We start from the raw sequence: 14,429 nt of genomic DNA, 5'->3' as shown, positions 1-14,429 counted from the left end.
GCGAGCGAATCGCGCGGACTACCGGGCGCTCCGAGCCGCTCGTCCGCGCGAACGTCTATTGATACCGGAGTCCTACTCTTTCCGGGCGAACAGGAGGTAGCCGGTGTGGCCGACGCCGCCCGTGCTTGGGCGGCTGCCGCGGTCGTCGAAGTCCATGTAGCGCTGGATGGTCTCGCGGGTTTCGACTTCCACGAGGCCGGCGTCGCGGGCGGCGAGTTCGGACTCGCGGGCGTTCTCGACGAATGGCGAGTAGACGGCGAGGAACCCGCCGCCGGCGAGGTGGTCGGGGATTCGTTCGACGAGTTCGGGCGCGTTCGGGGTGTCGAGGGTGACGAGGTCGAACTCGCCGAGGTCGTCGAGTTCGTCGGTGAGGTCGCCGGTTCGAACGTCCACGGTGTCGGCTACGTCCGCGAGTTCCATGTTCTCGCGGGCGACCTCGGCGAACTCCGGCTTCCGCTCGAACGTGGTGACGGTCGCGCCGAGGCGGCCGAGGTAGGCCGCCAAGACGCCCGTGCCCGTGCCGGCGTCGAGCACGCGGTCGCCGCGCGCCGCGCCCGTGTGGCCGACGACGAGGCCGATGTCCTTCGGCATCATCGGCGCGCCCGTGCGTTCGAGGTGGTCGAAGAGGTCGGGGCCGCGCAGGGCGCGCACCCGGAACTCCTCGCCGAGGTGCGTCTCGACGGTGTCACCGGGTTCCACGTCCTCGGGGAGATTGATGACGCCGAGGTCCGTGTGGACTTCCTCCCCGGGTTCGCAGAGGAACTCGCGGTCGCCTCGAACGACCAGTATCACTCTACGCGGTCGATAGCGGCCGCGAGGTCGCCGCCGGTCGCTTCGAGCGCCTCGCGCGCTTCCTCGGCGCTCACGCCCGCGCGCGCCGCGACGAGTTCCACGTCGTCCTCGGGAATCCCGCCGGACTCGCCGTCCGTTTCGCCGGCTTCGACTTCGCCCGCGGTGCTCTCGCGCTCCTCGGGTTCGCCGATGACCTGGTAGGTCTCCTGGCCGCGCGCGTCCATCCGCGTCACGTCCGCGTCGTCGAACACGAGCTCGGATCCGTCTTCGAGCCGAATTACGACCTCCGTGGCGTCGAGTTCGTCCACGTCGATCCCCATCTGTTCCATCATCTGCTTCATCTTACGCGGATTCATCCCGCCGCCTCCTCCAAACATACCCGGAGAGTTACGCCGCGCGGCAAAAAACATGGCGGGTCGAACCGCAGAACACGCGCCCACTCTCCCGCCACCTGCGCCCTCACGTACCTCCCCGCGGCCGCTCAGTCGCCGTCGCTCGCGCCCTCTCTGACTTTCACGGCCATACCGGAGTCGAAGTCCAGCATGCCCTGCGCGTCGAGTTCCGCGCGGCCGACGGCGATGACCTCGCCGCGTTCGTGTTCGACGACGACCTCGTCCTCGGGCCGGATTGCGTCGTCCGCGTCGGCGACGAACTTCGCGAAGACGTTCCGGCCGTCGCGGACGAACGGCTCGCTCTCGTCGCCGACGGTGACGCGGTAGCCGTCGATGGCGTCGTAGAGCCGGCGGCCGCCCGCGAGGCCGAGCGTGAACCGGCCGTCCATCCCGACGGAGACGAGGCGGCCGTCGTCGCTCACGACCTGGCGCGGCCGTCCGGACGCCGAGCGCTCCACGTGGAACTCCTCGCCGTCCGGGAACAGCGCGTCGTCCGCTCCGCGACCGAACTGGTAGACCGCCATCCGCCGCAATACCGCGAACTCGTCCATACCCGTCCAGGGGCCGCGACCCGCAAAACCCCGTCGAACCGATGGAGAATGGCTTATATGGCCCGCGGGAGAACCCGAGGGTAAGATGGCAAACCAGAAAGTCCTCTCCGGCGGCGCGCTCCTCGCGGTCGGAACCGTCCTCATCCTCTGGACCGGCATCAACTGGAACGGCGGCGCTGTCTCGCTCGGCATCGCCGCGCTCTCCACCATGCTCCTCGCGGCCGGCAGCCTCCTCATGGGCACGAGCGAGGGCGGGCGCTCCGTCTAGAGCAGGAATGTGTCCTCGCGGTCGCCGAGGTCGACGAAGGTGTCCGCGCTCTCCTTGAGTTCGTCCGCCGTGCTGGACGCGAACCCCATCACTTCGATGCGGACGCCCTCGTGGCGGAGGTGACTGCACAATCGAGAGAAGTCGCCGTCGCCCGTGCAGAGCACGACGGTGTCCACGTGGTCGGCGAGCGTGACGGCGTCGAGGCTCATCCCCACGTCCCAGTCGGCCTTCTTCGACCCGTCGCCGAACGTCTTGATGTCCTTGATTTTCGTCTCGAACCCGATGTCGACGAGCGCCTCGAAGAACGACTCCTCGTTCGGGCTGTCGGCGCGGATGACGTACGCGATGGCGCGCGTGAGCCGGCGGTTCTGCACGGCTTCGGAGAGGAGGCTGGCGTAGTCGACGTTCCGCGAGTACCGGCTGTGCGCGGAGTGATAGAGGTTCTGCGCGTCCGCCAGCACGGCGACGCGCTGGTCGGCGTGGATGTCCGTCATACCGGGTCTGTGCCGTCCAGTCCTAAAAACTACGCGTCCGGCGTCTCGAACCGAGTGAGGGAGAGCGTGTCGGGGTCGAGGTCGTAGTAAGACTCCCAGGCGGGCGCGAGCGTGACGACCCGCGTCGAACCGTACGTCGATTTCGTGTGCTGGTGGTGGTGGCCGACGAGGCAGAGGTCGGGTTCGAGCGCGTCGAGCAGTTCGTCGATGTACTGACAGCCGACCTCGTAGTCCTCCTCGACGGGCGTGCCGTGCGGGGCTTCGTGCGTCAACAGGACGTCCACGTCCTCCAGTTCCTTCGCGGCCGCCACGTCCTCGCGGACGAAGTGACGGCGGCGGTCGTCGCGGAGGTCGCGGCGCGCGTAGTTGTACCGGGAGGGCGCGTAGTTCCCCGAGAGCCCGGCGACGCGGAGTCCCTGCACGTCCGCGGCGTCGCTCGCGAGCAGGCGGGCGTTCTTCACGCGGTCGCTCTCGATGCGGCCGTGGCGGAGCGCGTCGATGACGTCGAAGTCCTCGTTGTTTCCGGCGATGAAGTAGGTCGGTATCGGGAGGCGGTAGTAGAAGATGTCGCCGGCCTGGAGCGCCACGTCCGCGTCGCTCGCGCGGTACGCGGCGAGGAGGGCCGTCCGGCGGTCGGGTGTGTTCGCGTGTGCGTCTCCGAGAACGAGCATTCACGTCACCGTCGGGCCGCGGTTCACATAAACCTGGGCGGCAGCGTTCCGCGGACGGCAGAGGTTGCGCACGGCGACAACGCTTTACGACGCGCTCTCCCAACGTGGAGTATGTGCCAGGCGCGCTCCACTCGGTCGTCCGCGGCGGGGAGCGCCGGCGTCGTCTTCTCCTCGGGTACGAAACGCAAACGCGCGCAGTAGTGGCTCCGCGCGGACTGACATTTCGTGCCGGGCCGTTCCCGACCTGAACCACGCTCCAACCACAGACTCCCGAGACACATGACACGAACCCTCACATCCGGCGTCTTCCCGGCGATGGTGACGCCCTTCGACGCGGACGGCAGTATCGACCACGACCAACTCGCGGCGGACGCCCGCCGACTCGCGGACGCGGGCGTCGACGGCCTCGTTCCCGTCGGCTCGACGGGCGAGTCCGCGACGCTCACGCACGACGAACACATCGACGTCATCGAGACCGTCGTCGACGCGGTGGATGTGCCCGTCATCGCGGGCGCGGGGAGTAACGCGACCCACGAAGCCGTCTCGCTCTCCCGGCGCGCGGCCGACGCGGGCGCGGACGCCCTCCTCCTCATCTCGCCGTACTACAACCGCCCCGAACCCGCGGGCATGGAGGCGCACTACCGACGCATCGCGGACGAAGTCGACATCCCCCAGATCATCTACAACGTCCCCGGGCGCACCGGGCGAAACATCGCCGTGGAGACCGCGGTGTCGCTCGCGGAACACGAGAACATCGTCGGGTACAAGGCCGCGAGCGGCGACCTCGGCCGCATCGGCGAAGTCGCCGAACGCACCCGAGACGAGGCGTTCGACGTGCTCTCCGGCGACGACGCCATGACGCTCCCGACGATGGCCGCCGGCGGCACTGGCGTCATCAGCGTCGCCGCGAACGTCGAACCCGAGCGCGTCGTCGAGATGGTCGAGCGCGCCCGCGACGACGAGTACGCGGCCGCCCGCGACGTGCACCACGAACTCGGCCCGCTCTTCCGCGCGCTGTTCGCGGAGACCAACCCTGTGCCCGTAAAGCACGCACTCGAACTCCGCGGCCACGGCACCGCGACCTTCCGCGACCCGCTCTCCCCCGCGAGCGAGGAGACCATCGACCGACTCGAATCCGTCCTCGCCGAGCTATGAGAGTCGGCGTCACCGGCGCGACCGGCCGCATGGGCCGCGAAGTCCTCGCCGCCGCCCGCGACCGCCAGGTCGAGGTGGCGTTCGCCGTCTCCCGCACGCCCGACGACGCCGACACCGACGCGCCCGTCGTCGCGCCCGCGGAGTTCGCGGACGCGCTCGCCGAACACGACCCGGACGCCGTCGTGGACTTCACCGTCCCCGACGCGGCGGTCGAGTACGTCGAGACGGCGGCGGACGCGGGCGTTCCAATCGTCACCGGCACCACCGGATTCAGCGAGGCCGACGAGGCCGCGCTCCGGGACGCCGCCGACGCGATTCCGGTCGTGCGCGGCGCGAACTTCTCCCGGGGCGTGCAGGCGCTCCTCTCCGTCGCCCGCACGGCCGTCGCGGCGCTCCCCGAGTACGACGTGGAACTCACCGAAACCCACCACAACGGGAAGCGAGACGCCCCCAGCGGCACCGCGAAGCGCATCCTCGACGCCGTCGAGTCCGAGCGCGAGGACGCCGGCGAGCGCGTGCACGGCCGCGAGGGCGACGCGCCCCGACAGCCCGGCGAAATCGGCGTGCACGCCCGCCGCGCGGGCGACATCACGGGCGAACACGAACTCCTGCTCGCCGGCAACGACGAGTCGCTCTCGCTCACGCACCGCGCGGGCGACCGCGGCGTGTTCGCCGCCGGCGCGCTCGACGCCGCCCGCTTCGTACAGAACGCGGAACCAGCCTACTACCGATTCTCCGACATCGCAGCCGACCTATGACACTCGAAACAGAGATTTCCGACCTGTGGCAGCGCCACCAGACCGACGACGCGTCCTTCGGTGAGGCCGAGGAGACGCTCGACGCCTTCCTCGACGCGCTCGAAGCCGGCGAGGTTCGGGCCGCCGAGAAGACCGATGGGTCGTGGGAGGCGAACGAGTGGGTGAAGCAGGGAATCCTCCTGAACTTCGGCCTGCGCGCGACCGAGGCCCGCGAGTACGGCGGCGTCACCTACCACGACGTGCTCCCGCTCCGCGACACCGCCGACCTCGGCGACCGCGGCACCCGGAACACCCCTGATGGTACCGTCATCCGCCGCGGCGCGCACGTCGGCGCGAACGCCATCATGATGTCGCCCTCGTTCGTGAACATCGGCGCGTACGTCGGCGACGGCACGCTCGTCGACTCCTCGGACACCGTCGGCTCCTGCGCGCAAATCGGGAGCGACGTGAAGCTCGGCGCGAACACGCTCATCGGCGGCGTCCTCGAACCCGTCGAGAGCGCGCCCGTCGTCGTCGAGGACGGCGTCAGCCTCGGCGCGGGCTGTCGCGTCACATCCGGGTTCGTCGTCGGCGAGAACTCCGTCGTCGGCGAGAACACCCTGCTCTCCCCCCGAATCCCGGTCTACGACCTCGTGGAGGACGAGGTGCTGTACGGCGAACTCCCGCCGGAGCGACGGGCGTTCGCGCGGTTCGTGGAGTCCTCGGTGAGCGACAACGACCTCATCCCGGGCGCGGCGTACAAGCCCGCCGTCGTCGCGACCGAACTGGAGAACGAGACGCTGGAGGCCAGCCAGCGGGAGGACGAACTCCGGTGAGCGTCCGCCGGCTCGCGGACTGGTCGGACACCCGGCTCCGCCGGCTCGCCGACGAGTACGGCACGCCGCTCTACGTCCACGACCACGACCGCGTCCGCGAGAACTACCGGCGGCTCACGGGGGCGTTCCCGGACGCGGACGTGCTGTACGCCGTGAAGGCGAACGCCGGCCGCCACGTCCTCGACACGCTCCGCGAGGCGGGGGCGGGCGCGGAGTGCGCGAGCGCCGGCGAACTGAAGCGCGCGCTCGACGCCGGCTTCGCCCCGGAGGACGTTCACTACACGCCCGTCAATCCGCCGGCGCGCGACCTCGACTACGCGGGCGATCGCCTCGCCGGTACGGACGCCACGGTCACCGTGGGCTCCGCGGACACGCTCGACCGCCTCGAATCGCGCGGCTTCACGGGCCGCGTGCTGGTGCGCGTCCACCCCGGCGTCGGCGCGGGCCACTCCGCCGAAGTCGCCACCGGCGCGGACGCCAAGTTCGGCGTCCCCCGCGACCGCGTGCACGGCGTCCTCGCGGACGCCGACGACCGCGGGTTCGACGTGCGCGGCCTCCACGCCCACACGGGAAGCGGCCTCCTGACCGCGAGCGACCGCGACGACCACCGCACCGTCGTCGAGACGCTCGCCGAACTCGTCGCCGAGAGCCCCGTCGCGCTCGACCGCGTGGACGTGGGCGGCGGGTTCGGCGTCCCCTACCGCGAGTCCGAACCCCCGCTCGACCTCGACGCCGTCGCGACCGCGACACGGGACGCCCTCGCCGGCCTCGACGTCGAGCTCGCCATCGAACCCGGCCGCTACCTCGTCGCGGACGCCGGCGTCCTCCTCGCCACCGTCAACACCACGAAGGAGACCGACGGCGACCTGCTCGCCGGCGTGGACGCCGGGATGACGACGCTGATTCGACCCGCGCTCTACGACGCCTACCACGCCGTCCGCAGCCTCGCGCCCGACGCCGCCGACCGCGTTCCTGTACCGACCTCCGTGGTCGGCCCCGTCTGCGAGAGCGCCGACGTGCTCGCCGAGGGCCGCGACATTCCGCGCGTCGAGCGCGGCGACCTGCTCGCCGTCGGGAACGCCGGCGCGTACGGCGTCGAGATGGCGAGCACGTACAACTCCCGACCCCGGCCCGCGGTCGTCGCGCTGGCCGGCGACGACGAACGCCTCGTCCGTCGGCGCGAGACCCTCGCCGACCTCACCACTCACGAAGCATGATTCCCTACGACCTCTACCACGGCACCAGCAACGACTTCGCCATCGTCGACGCGAACGCACACCACGTCCCCGACCGCAGCGCGTTCGCGGCGTCGCTGTGCGCCGACCTCGGCATCGACGGCGTGCTCTTCCTCGCGATAAACGACGCCACCCGCCCGCCGCGCGCGGTGATGACGCTCGTCCAGCCGGACGGCGGTACGGCCGCGATGTGCGGGAACGGCGCGCGCTGCGCCGCGCGCTGGGTCGCCGCGCGCACCGACGCCGACGAGGTGATGCTCGACACCCAGGCCGGCACCCGCCGCACCGTCGTGGACGGCGACGACGTGGCCGTCGAGATGGGCGCGCCCGCGTTCGACCCCGCGGCCGTCCCCGTTACTGGCGACAGCCCGCTGGTTCGCGAGGACATCGCGGGCTACACCGTCACCGCCGTGAACACCGGCGTCCCGCACGCCGTCGCGTTCGTGGACGACGTGGACGCCATCGACATCGCCGCGGACGCGCCCCCGATTCGCCACCACGACCGCTTCCCCGAGGGCGCGAACGCGACGTTCGCGGAGGAAACCGAGACGGGATTCCGCCAGCGGACGTTCGAGCGCGGCGTCGAGGGCGAAACCCAGTCCTGCGGCACGGGCGCGGTCGCGGTCGCGGTCGTCGCCGCCCGCGAGGGCCGCGTCCCCGAGAACGCAACCGTCAGCGTCTCCCCGCCCGGCGGCACGCTCACCATCGAACTGGACGGCGACACCGCCGTGCTCCACGGCCCCACGACCGTCGTCGGGGACGGCGAGGCCGACGCGACGCCCGCCCGACAGGTGGACACGTGACACCTATCGACTTCCTCGAACGCGCGGTTCGCACGCCCTCCCACGAGAGCGTGGACGCGATGCGCGACCTCCTCCTGGACGAACTCGTCGACCACGACCCCGCGGTGGACGACGCCGGGAACGTGCTCGCCTCCCGGGGGTCGGGCCGGCCGCACGTCGTCCTGAACACCCACATCGACACCGTGCCGCCGCACGTTCCCGCCAATCGCGACGGCGACACCCTCCACGGACGGGGGTCGTGCGACGCGAAAGGGCCGCTCGCCGCATTGGTCGCGGCGTTCGACCGCGTCCAGCCCGACTCGGGCCGGGTGACGCTCGCGGTCACGCCCGACGAGGAGACGGACTCCACCGGCGCGCACGCCCTCGAACTCGACGACGTGGACGGATACATCGTCGGCGAACCCACGAGCCTGAACGCCTGCACGAGCGCCCGCGGCCGCTTCCAGGGCACCGTCGAACTCGACGGCGAGGGCGCGCACGCCGCCCAACCGAACGAGGGCGTGAACGCGATTCGGGCCGCCGCGCCCGTCCTCGACGCCATCGACGCCTACGACGCCGAGCGCGGGCCGAGCAGACACGACGAACTGGGGCCGCCGACGCTCGTCGCCACCAAGATTCGGGGCGGCGAGGCGACGAACCGCGTCCCGAGCGAGGCCACCGTGACGTTCGACCGGCGGAGCGTCCCGCCCGAGACCGAGGCCGAGTTCTTCGCCGGGTTCGCAGACCGCGTCGGCGTCGCCGTCCCCGACGACGTGACCGCGACCGTCGCGCGCGCCGAGCGCGACACGCCGTTCCTCGAAGCCTTCCACACCCCGAGCGACGCGAGCGTCGTTCGGGCGCTCGTCGCGGCCGGCGCGGGTAGTCCGCGGCCGTTCGGCGCGGCCACCGAGGCCTCCTACTTCGCCGCGGACGCGCCGACCGTCGTCTTCGGCCCCGGCGACCTCGCCGTCGCCCACGCAAGCGACGAACACGTCGAACTCCCGGACGTGGAACGCGCCGCCGACATCCTCGAAGGCGCGCTCTCTGAACTCGTCGGATAGCGTTAAGGCGCGGTCGGCTGATTCTCCCGTATGCTCGACGCCCTGGACGACGTGAACGACGTGGGGTCGTACCTCCCGGAGTTCGTGTACGGCGCGAACGACGGCATCGTCACGACGTTCGCGGTGGTCGCGGGCGTCACCGGGGCCGCGCTCGACCCCGGAATCGTGGTCGTGCTCGGCGTCGCGAACCTGCTCGCGGACGGCTTCTCGATGGGGATGAGTAACTTCCTGAGCGAGCGCTCCGAGCGCGACTACGAGCACGCGCTCGGCCACACGGTCTCGAACGCGAAGTCGCCGGCGCGGACGGCGCTCGCGACGTTCGGCGCGTTCGTCGTCGCCGGAACCGCGCCGCTCATCCCCTACCTCCTCGGGTTCGCGGGGTCGTTCTCGGTGTCGGTCGCGCTCACCGCGGTCGCCTTCTTCGCGGTCGGCGCGGCGCGCGCGCTCGTCACCGACCGCCGGTGGTACTGGGCGGGCGCGGAGATGTTCGCGGTCGGGATGACGGCCGCGGCGGTCGCGTTCGCCGTCGGGGAACTCCTCCGGGGCGTCGCCTAGAACGCGACGACGCCGAAGACGAGCGTGAGGACGGCGGTGAGCACGGGAACGAGCGCGAGGTCGAGGACGACGCCCGCGCGAAGCATCTCCGCGCGAGTGACCTCGCCCGTGCCGTACACGATGGCGTTCGGCGGGGTGGCGACGGGGAGCGCGAACCCGAAGCTCGCGGCGGCGGCGCTCCCGACCGCGAGATAGGTCGCGGCCTCGGGGCCGGGCATGCCGAACGCGGGGCCGACGGCGAGCCCGACGCCGATGAGGAGGGGAGCCATCACGGCCGCGGTCGCGGTGTTGGACGCGAGTTCGGAGAGCGCGACCGTGACGAGCGCGACGACGGCTAGCAGGAGGACGATGGAGGGGAGCGCGAGGTCGCCGAACAGCGCGCCGGCGAGCCACTCGGTCGCGCCGGTCTCTCCGAGCGCGTCCGCGAGGCTGATACCGCCGCCGAACAGGAGGAGCGTCGGCCAGTCCACGTTCCGGAGGCTTCCCTCGTCCGCCGCGCCCGCGAGCACGAGGAGCGGCACGGCGAGCAGGCCGACGAGCGCGTAGTACAGCAGTCCCTGGTGGCCGAGCGTCTCCAGGACGGATTCGCCGGTTCCGCCGAAGACGGTGACGAGCCACGCCGCGGGGAGCACGCCGTCGAGGAGGAATCCGAGGCCGCCGACGACCCAGAGGCCGGCGACGAGCGCGAACACGGCGGCGACCCGCCGCCCCTCGCTGTCGAGTGCGGGCGCTTCGGGGTGGTCGGCGGGGGCGAGCGCGTCCGCGTCGAGGTCGGGCGGGAAGACGGCGAGCAGGACGACGCAGACGACGGGGAGGCTCACGGCGGCGAGCGGGACGCCGACGAGGAGCCAGTCCGCGAACGACACGGAGACGCCGAGCAGTTCGTCGAGTTGGCCGACGACGATGGCGTTCGGCGGCGTGCCGATGAGGGTGGCGACGCCGCCGACGGACGCGGCGTACGCGACGCCGAGCAGGAGGCCGACGCGGAAGTTCCGCCCGCCGCCCGCGGACTCCGCGATGCCGAGCGCGACGGGAGCCATCAGCGCCGCCGTCGCCGTGTTCGAGATGACCATCGACAGCACGCCGGTGGCGAGCATCACGCCGAACACGGTGCGGCGGGGCGTGGAGCCGACCCGTCGGAGGAGCGCGAACGCGACGACGCGGTCGATGCCGTGCTCGCGGAGCGCGCCGGCGAGCACGAACGTCCCGAGGAAGAGGAAGACGACGGGGTCTGCGAACCCGGAGAGCGCGCCCTCAAGCGAGGACACGCCGAGTCCGGCGAGGAGCACCGGGACGCAGAGCGCCGTCACGGACAGCGGGAGCGCGCCGGTCACCCAGAGCACCGCGGCGAACACGCCCGTCGCGAGCGCGTACCGGCCGGTCGTGGACAACCCCTCGGGCGACAGGCCGAACGCCACCAGTCCCGTGAGCGCGAGCGCCCCCAGGACGGTGAGCGCGTTCCGCTGATTCATCACCTCCCTCGTCTCCGGGTATCGGGAAAAACCCCGTGGCGGCGAAAGACTTACCACGAAGTGTAAAGTACGCTTTACTGTAAAGGGTGCTTTACACAATGTCGGTGTCACAAACGGGATTCACCCGTCAAACCTACGAACGAACCGTCTACGCCGTCGTCGGCGTCGGAATATTCGGCCTCCTCGCCGGCCTCCTGCTCGACCAGCAGGTGGCCGGCACCGCCGTCTACCTGGTCGGCTGCTGGGTCGGCGGCGCTATCGCCGTCCTCGCGCCGAAGTTCACCGACGCGACTCTCCAGGACGAACGCGACAACGACCTACACAACCACGCGAGCGGCCTCACCATGCGCATCGCGATGCTGGTCGGAATCAGCGTCATCCCCGCGCTGTACGTCCTCGACGCCGGCGGCTACGTCGAACTCACCGCCACCGTCTGGGGCGGCGTCTGGGTCGCGTCGGCGCTCTTCCTGCTCTACGGCGTCTGCTTCGGCGTCGTCCAACGCCGCCGATGAAAAACGACCTCCCCGACCGACGCGAGCGCGCGGGCCTGAGTCAGGCCGACCTCGCCGAGGCGGTCGGCGTCACCCGTCAGACCATCAACGCCATCGAGCGCGACCGCTACGACCCGTCGCTCGACCTCGCGTTCGAACTCGCCGCCCACTTCGACTGCCGGATAGAGGACATCTTCACGCCCGACTAGAAGCCCTTCCCCATCAGTTCGCGGGCGATGATGTTCTTCTGAATTTCCGTGGTTCCCTCGTAAATCTGGGTGATTTTCGCGTCGCGGTAGAGGCGCTCCACGTCGAAGTCGTTGACGTAGCCCGCGCCGCCGTGAATCTGAACGGCCTCGTCCGCGCACTCGACCGCGGTCTTCGACGCGAACTCCTTCGCCATCGACGCGAGCGCGGTGAGCTGGTCGTCCGCGTTGTCCACGCTCCACGCGGACTTGTACGTGAGGTTGCGCGCGGCCTCGGTCTTCGTGTGCATCTCGGAGAGCTTGTGCTGGATTGCCTGGAACTCGCCGATGGACTTCCCGAACTGCTCGCGCTCCTGCGCGTAGTCGAGCGCGCGCTCGCACGCGCCCTTCGCGATGCCGACCGCCTGCGCGGCGACCATCGTCCGCGTCTCGTCGAAGAACTGCATCAACTGGAGGAAGCCCATGCCCTCCGTGCCGACGAGGTTCTCCTCGGGGACGCGCACGTCGTCGAAGATGAGTTCCGCGGTGTCGCTCGCGCGAATCCCGAGTTTGCCCGTGATTTTCTCCGCGCTGAAGCCGTCGCGGTCGGACTCCACGATAATCTGGCTGAAGCCCGCGTACCGGTCGTCGGCCTCCGGGTTCGTCTTGCACATCACGACGAAGTAGTCCCCGACGGAGCCGTTCGTGATCCACATCTTGTTGCCGTTGAGGACGTACTCGTCCCCGTCCTTCTCCGCGCGCGTGGAGACGGCGGACACGTCACTGCCCGTATCGGGCTCCGAAATCGCGGTTCCCATCACGGCGTCGCCCTCCGCAATCGGCGTGAGGTACTCCTCTTTCTGTGCTTCAGTACCAAATTCGCGGATGGCGTCCGCGCCGAACGCCGCGCTCGTGATGGAGAGCGCGATACCGGGGTCGTAACTGAACAGTTCCTCGATGATGATGGCGTTCTCCAGGGGCGTGTAGCCCGCGCCGCCGTACTCGATGGGGATGCCGGAGCCCGTCAGCCCCATCTCCGCGGCCTTCTCCATGACCTCGTGGGGGTACTTCTCCTCCACGTCGTACTCGGTGGCGACGGGCGCGATTTCGTTCTCCGCGAACCGCCGAACCTCCTCCCGAATCGCTTCCTGCTCGTCGGATAGCTCGAAATCCATACGAGAGTTCTTCCCACACGCGGGCTTAGGCGCTCCGGAACTACCGGAAACGGACACGGAGTTCATTCCCCGGCGGGTTCACGGCCGCTCGCGTGCGGTCGCCTACTCCACGTCGCGCGCCAGCTCCGCGCCGTACCCCGTGTACGAGGCGGGCGTGAGCGCGAGCAGTTCCTCCCGCACGGGCTCGGAGACGTCGAGGTCGCGGAACAGCTCGTGGAAGTCCTCGATGGTCACGCGGCGGCCGCGCGTCAGCGCCTTCACGCGCTCGTAGGCGTCGCTGTGGCCCTCCCGGCGGAGAATCGTCTGGACGGCCTCACCGATGACCTCGGGCGTGTCATCGAGGTCGGCGCGCATCACGTCGGGGTTCGGCACGACCTTTCCGAGGCCGTCAGAGAGCTTGAGGTAGCCGATGAGGCAGTGCGCGAACGCGGCCCCGATGTTCCGCTTCGCCGTGGAGTCGGAGAGGTCGCGCTGGAGGCGGCTCTTCGTCAGGTAGTCCCCGAGGAAGTCGAGGTCGGAGTTCGCCTTCGAGAGGTTGCCCTCGGAGTTCTCGAAGTCGATGGGGTTGACCTTGTGCGGCATCGTCGAACTCCCGGTCTCGCCCTCGGCGGCGTCCTGCCCGAGGTACGTATCGGAGACGTAGCGCCAGGCGTCCCGGTCGAGGTCGAGGAGCACGTCGTTCACACTACTGAGCGCGTCGAACAGCTCTGAGAGGTCGTCGCTCGGGTTCACCTGCGTCACGTGGCTCGCGTGCTGGAGGCCGAGTTCGTGCACGAACTCCCTGCTGAACGCCCGCCAATCCACGTCGGGGTAGGCGGCGCGGTGCGCGGCGTAGGTTCCGGACGCGCCAGCGAGCTTGCCTTCCAGTCCTTCGAGCGCGTCGGCGACGCGGCCGAGCGCGCGCCCGAGCCGGCTCGCGTACACCGCCATCTCCTTCCCGAACGTCGTCGGCGTCGCCGGCTGGCCGTGCGTCCGCGCGAGCATCGGCACGTCCCCGTGCTCGTGCGCCATCTCCACGAGTTCGTCCCGCACGTCGCGGAGTTCGGGGAGGAGGACGTCCTCGACCGCGGGCCGCACCAGGATGCGGTACGCGAGGTTGTTCACGTCCTCGCTCGTGAGGCCGAAGTGAATCCAGGCGTGCGCGCGCTCCGGCGCGCCCTCGCGGACGAAGTACTCGACGGCCTTCACGTCGTGGTTCGTCGCCGAATACTCGCCGTAGCCCTCGGTCTCGATCTGCTTCACGAGCTCCGCGTCCGATTCGTCGAACGCGTCGTACAGGTCGCGGAGCGCCGCCGTCTCGTCGTCCGCGAAGTCGAGCGGCACCGCGTCGAGGTCGGCGAGCGCGAGCAGGTACTCGACTTCGACTTCGACGCGGGCGCGCATCAGCGCGGCTTCGCTCGCGTACCGGGCGAGCGGGCGGGTTCGGCCGGCGTAGCGGCCGTCCAGGGGACTGACGGCGTACAGCGGGTTCATGGCGGAGGGTGACGCCCGCCCGCCAAAGGCGTGTCGAAACATCACGGGAGTGCATACACCGGGCGCGAAAGCGCGGAAGTGGCGGTGTTTCTATCCGCGTCCCT

The 14,429-nt window shown here is 70.4% G+C and carries 18 protein-coding genes; 10 read left to right on the top strand and 8 right to left on the bottom strand.

Annotation, left to right across the window (positions count from 1 at the left end; all coding sequences use genetic code 11):
- Window positions 1-72: 72 nt before the first annotated feature.
- The 3 genes from LI334_RS09600 to LI334_RS09590 all read right to left on the bottom strand — a co-directional run bounded on the left by LI334_RS09600 (window position 73) and on the right by LI334_RS09590 (window position 1,735).
- Window positions 73-792, bottom strand: coding sequence for a tRNA (adenine-N1)-methyltransferase (locus LI334_RS09600; protein ID WP_343750067.1), 720 nt, complete (start codon window positions 790-792; stop codon window positions 73-75).
- A complete protein-coding gene (locus LI334_RS09595) occupies window positions 789-1,169 on the bottom strand; it encodes a nascent polypeptide-associated complex protein (protein ID WP_227260518.1) in 381 nt (126 codons plus the stop codon). Before LI334_RS09595 ends, LI334_RS09600 begins: the two co-directional genes overlap by 4 nt.
- A 104-nt stretch (window positions 1,170-1,273) precedes the next feature.
- Window positions 1,274-1,735 (bottom strand): PUA domain-containing protein, encoded by a 462-nt coding sequence (locus LI334_RS09590; RefSeq protein ID WP_227260516.1) that lies wholly within the window; start codon window positions 1,733-1,735, stop codon window positions 1,274-1,276.
- A gap of 85 nt (window positions 1,736-1,820) precedes the next feature.
- Between LI334_RS09590 and LI334_RS09585 the strand changes: the two genes are divergently transcribed.
- Window positions 1,821-2,003, top strand: coding sequence for a hypothetical protein (locus LI334_RS09585; protein ID WP_227260514.1), 183 nt, complete (start codon window positions 1,821-1,823; stop codon window positions 2,001-2,003).
- Here the strand turns inward: LI334_RS09585 and LI334_RS09580 are convergent.
- The gene (locus LI334_RS09580; protein ID WP_227260512.1) at window positions 2,000-2,497 is read right to left on the bottom strand and encodes a LabA-like NYN domain-containing protein; all 498 of its coding nucleotides are present in this window, start codon (window positions 2,495-2,497) and stop codon (window positions 2,000-2,002) included. The two genes, LI334_RS09585 and LI334_RS09580, sit on opposite strands and share 4 nt — an antisense overlap.
- A 29-nt stretch (window positions 2,498-2,526) precedes the next feature.
- Window positions 2,527-3,168, bottom strand: coding sequence for a metallophosphoesterase family protein (locus tag LI334_RS09575; protein ID WP_227260510.1), 642 nt, complete (start codon window positions 3,166-3,168; stop codon window positions 2,527-2,529).
- A gap of 279 nt (window positions 3,169-3,447) precedes the next feature.
- Here LI334_RS09575 and dapA point away from each other — a divergent pair, with 279 nt between their 5' ends.
- From dapA to LI334_RS09540, 7 genes are read left to right on the top strand one after another with little or no spacing between them, the layout of a single operon-like run.
- Entirely contained in the window at window positions 3,448-4,323 is an 876-nt protein-coding gene (dapA, locus tag LI334_RS09570) for a 4-hydroxy-tetrahydrodipicolinate synthase (protein WP_227260508.1), read from the top strand.
- Window positions 4,320-5,081: a 4-hydroxy-tetrahydrodipicolinate reductase gene (dapB, locus tag LI334_RS09565; protein WP_227260506.1), complete on the top strand. Its 762-nt coding sequence runs from the start codon at window positions 4,320-4,322 to the stop codon at window positions 5,079-5,081. The genes dapA and dapB overlap by 4 nt, the downstream gene beginning before the upstream one ends.
- Window positions 5,078-5,896: a 2,3,4,5-tetrahydropyridine-2,6-dicarboxylate N-succinyltransferase gene (locus tag LI334_RS09560; protein WP_227260505.1), complete on the top strand. Its 819-nt coding sequence runs from the start codon at window positions 5,078-5,080 to the stop codon at window positions 5,894-5,896. The genes dapB and LI334_RS09560 overlap by 4 nt, the downstream gene beginning before the upstream one ends.
- Window positions 5,893-7,113, top strand: coding sequence for a diaminopimelate decarboxylase (lysA, locus tag LI334_RS09555; RefSeq protein WP_227260503.1), 1,221 nt, complete (start codon window positions 5,893-5,895; stop codon window positions 7,111-7,113). Before LI334_RS09560 ends, lysA begins: the two co-directional genes overlap by 4 nt.
- On the top strand, window positions 7,110-7,934 hold the full coding sequence (gene dapF / locus LI334_RS09550; protein ID WP_227260501.1) for a diaminopimelate epimerase: 825 nt from the start codon (window positions 7,110-7,112) through the stop codon (window positions 7,932-7,934). The genes lysA and dapF overlap by 4 nt, the downstream gene beginning before the upstream one ends.
- Entirely contained in the window at window positions 7,931-8,974 is a 1,044-nt protein-coding gene (locus LI334_RS09545; protein WP_227260499.1) for a M20 family metallopeptidase, read from the top strand. Before dapF ends, LI334_RS09545 begins: the two co-directional genes overlap by 4 nt.
- Before the next feature lie 30 nt (window positions 8,975-9,004).
- A complete protein-coding gene (locus tag LI334_RS09540) occupies window positions 9,005-9,529 on the top strand; it encodes a VIT1/CCC1 transporter family protein (protein WP_227260497.1) in 525 nt (174 codons plus the stop codon).
- Here the strand turns inward: LI334_RS09540 and LI334_RS09535 are convergent.
- The gene (locus LI334_RS09535; protein ID WP_227260495.1) at window positions 9,526-11,001 is read right to left on the bottom strand and encodes an SLC13 family permease; all 1,476 of its coding nucleotides are present in this window, start codon (window positions 10,999-11,001) and stop codon (window positions 9,526-9,528) included. The two genes, LI334_RS09540 and LI334_RS09535, sit on opposite strands and share 4 nt — an antisense overlap.
- Before the next feature lie 98 nt (window positions 11,002-11,099).
- Here LI334_RS09535 and LI334_RS09530 point away from each other — a divergent pair, with 98 nt between their 5' ends.
- Both LI334_RS09530 and LI334_RS09525 read left to right on the top strand, forming a co-directional pair.
- Window positions 11,100-11,513, top strand: a complete 414-nt coding sequence (locus tag LI334_RS09530; protein WP_227260493.1) for a DUF2178 domain-containing protein — start codon at window positions 11,100-11,102, stop codon at window positions 11,511-11,513.
- Window positions 11,510-11,701, top strand: coding sequence for a helix-turn-helix transcriptional regulator (locus LI334_RS09525; protein ID WP_227260491.1), 192 nt, complete (start codon window positions 11,510-11,512; stop codon window positions 11,699-11,701). Before LI334_RS09530 ends, LI334_RS09525 begins: the two co-directional genes overlap by 4 nt.
- On the opposite strand, the gene LI334_RS09520 is transcribed toward LI334_RS09525, so the two are convergent.
- Together LI334_RS09520 and purB are read right to left on the bottom strand one after the other, a co-directional pair.
- Window positions 11,698-12,852, bottom strand: a complete 1,155-nt coding sequence (locus tag LI334_RS09520; protein ID WP_227260489.1) for an acyl-CoA dehydrogenase family protein — start codon at window positions 12,850-12,852, stop codon at window positions 11,698-11,700. The two genes, LI334_RS09525 and LI334_RS09520, sit on opposite strands and share 4 nt — an antisense overlap.
- 102 nt (window positions 12,853-12,954) lie before the next feature.
- Window positions 12,955-14,325: an adenylosuccinate lyase gene (gene purB, locus LI334_RS09515; protein WP_227260487.1), complete on the bottom strand. Its 1,371-nt coding sequence runs from the start codon at window positions 14,323-14,325 to the stop codon at window positions 12,955-12,957.
- Window positions 14,326-14,429: the final 104 nt, after the last annotated feature.

The sequence above is a fragment of the Salarchaeum japonicum genome, from assembly GCF_020614395.1.
GTDB lineage: Archaea > Halobacteriota > Halobacteria > Halobacteriales > Halobacteriaceae > Salarchaeum > Salarchaeum japonicum.
The sequence above is the reverse complement of the archived record's forward strand: the minus strand, read 5'-3'. Positions and strand labels throughout refer to the sequence as shown.

What these genes read in the sequence shown, in the direction of transcription:
- LI334_RS09595 (WP_227260518.1), bottom strand. Translation starts at nt 1,169, where the DNA reads ATGTTTGGAGGAGGCGGCGGGATGAATCCGCGTAAGATGAAGCAGATG.
- LI334_RS09590 (WP_227260516.1), bottom strand. Translation starts at nt 1,735, where the DNA reads ATGGACGAGTTCGCGGTATTGCGGCGGATGGCGGTCTACCAGTTCGGT.
- LI334_RS09585 (WP_227260514.1), top strand. Translation starts at nt 1,821, where the DNA reads ATGGCAAACCAGAAAGTCCTCTCCGGCGGCGCGCTCCTCGCGGTCGGA.
- LI334_RS09580 (WP_227260512.1), bottom strand. Translation starts at nt 2,497, where the DNA reads ATGACGGACATCCACGCCGACCAGCGCGTCGCCGTGCTGGCGGACGCG.
- LI334_RS09575 (WP_227260510.1), bottom strand. Translation starts at nt 3,168, where the DNA reads ATGCTCGTTCTCGGAGACGCACACGCGAACACACCCGACCGCCGGACG.
- dapA (WP_227260508.1), top strand. Translation starts at nt 3,448, where the DNA reads ATGACACGAACCCTCACATCCGGCGTCTTCCCGGCGATGGTGACGCCC.
- dapB (WP_227260506.1), top strand. Translation starts at nt 4,320, where the DNA reads ATGAGAGTCGGCGTCACCGGCGCGACCGGCCGCATGGGCCGCGAAGTC.
- LI334_RS09560 (WP_227260505.1), top strand. Translation starts at nt 5,078, where the DNA reads ATGACACTCGAAACAGAGATTTCCGACCTGTGGCAGCGCCACCAGACC.
- dapF (WP_227260501.1), top strand. Translation starts at nt 7,110, where the DNA reads ATGATTCCCTACGACCTCTACCACGGCACCAGCAACGACTTCGCCATC.
- LI334_RS09540 (WP_227260497.1), top strand. Translation starts at nt 9,005, where the DNA reads ATGCTCGACGCCCTGGACGACGTGAACGACGTGGGGTCGTACCTCCCG.
- LI334_RS09535 (WP_227260495.1), bottom strand. Translation starts at nt 11,001, where the DNA reads ATGAATCAGCGGAACGCGCTCACCGTCCTGGGGGCGCTCGCGCTCACG.
- LI334_RS09530 (WP_227260493.1), top strand. Translation starts at nt 11,100, where the DNA reads ATGTCGGTGTCACAAACGGGATTCACCCGTCAAACCTACGAACGAACC.
- LI334_RS09525 (WP_227260491.1), top strand. Translation starts at nt 11,510, where the DNA reads ATGAAAAACGACCTCCCCGACCGACGCGAGCGCGCGGGCCTGAGTCAG.
- LI334_RS09520 (WP_227260489.1), bottom strand. Translation starts at nt 12,852, where the DNA reads ATGGATTTCGAGCTATCCGACGAGCAGGAAGCGATTCGGGAGGAGGTT.
- purB (WP_227260487.1), bottom strand. Translation starts at nt 14,325, where the DNA reads ATGAACCCGCTGTACGCCGTCAGTCCCCTGGACGGCCGCTACGCCGGC.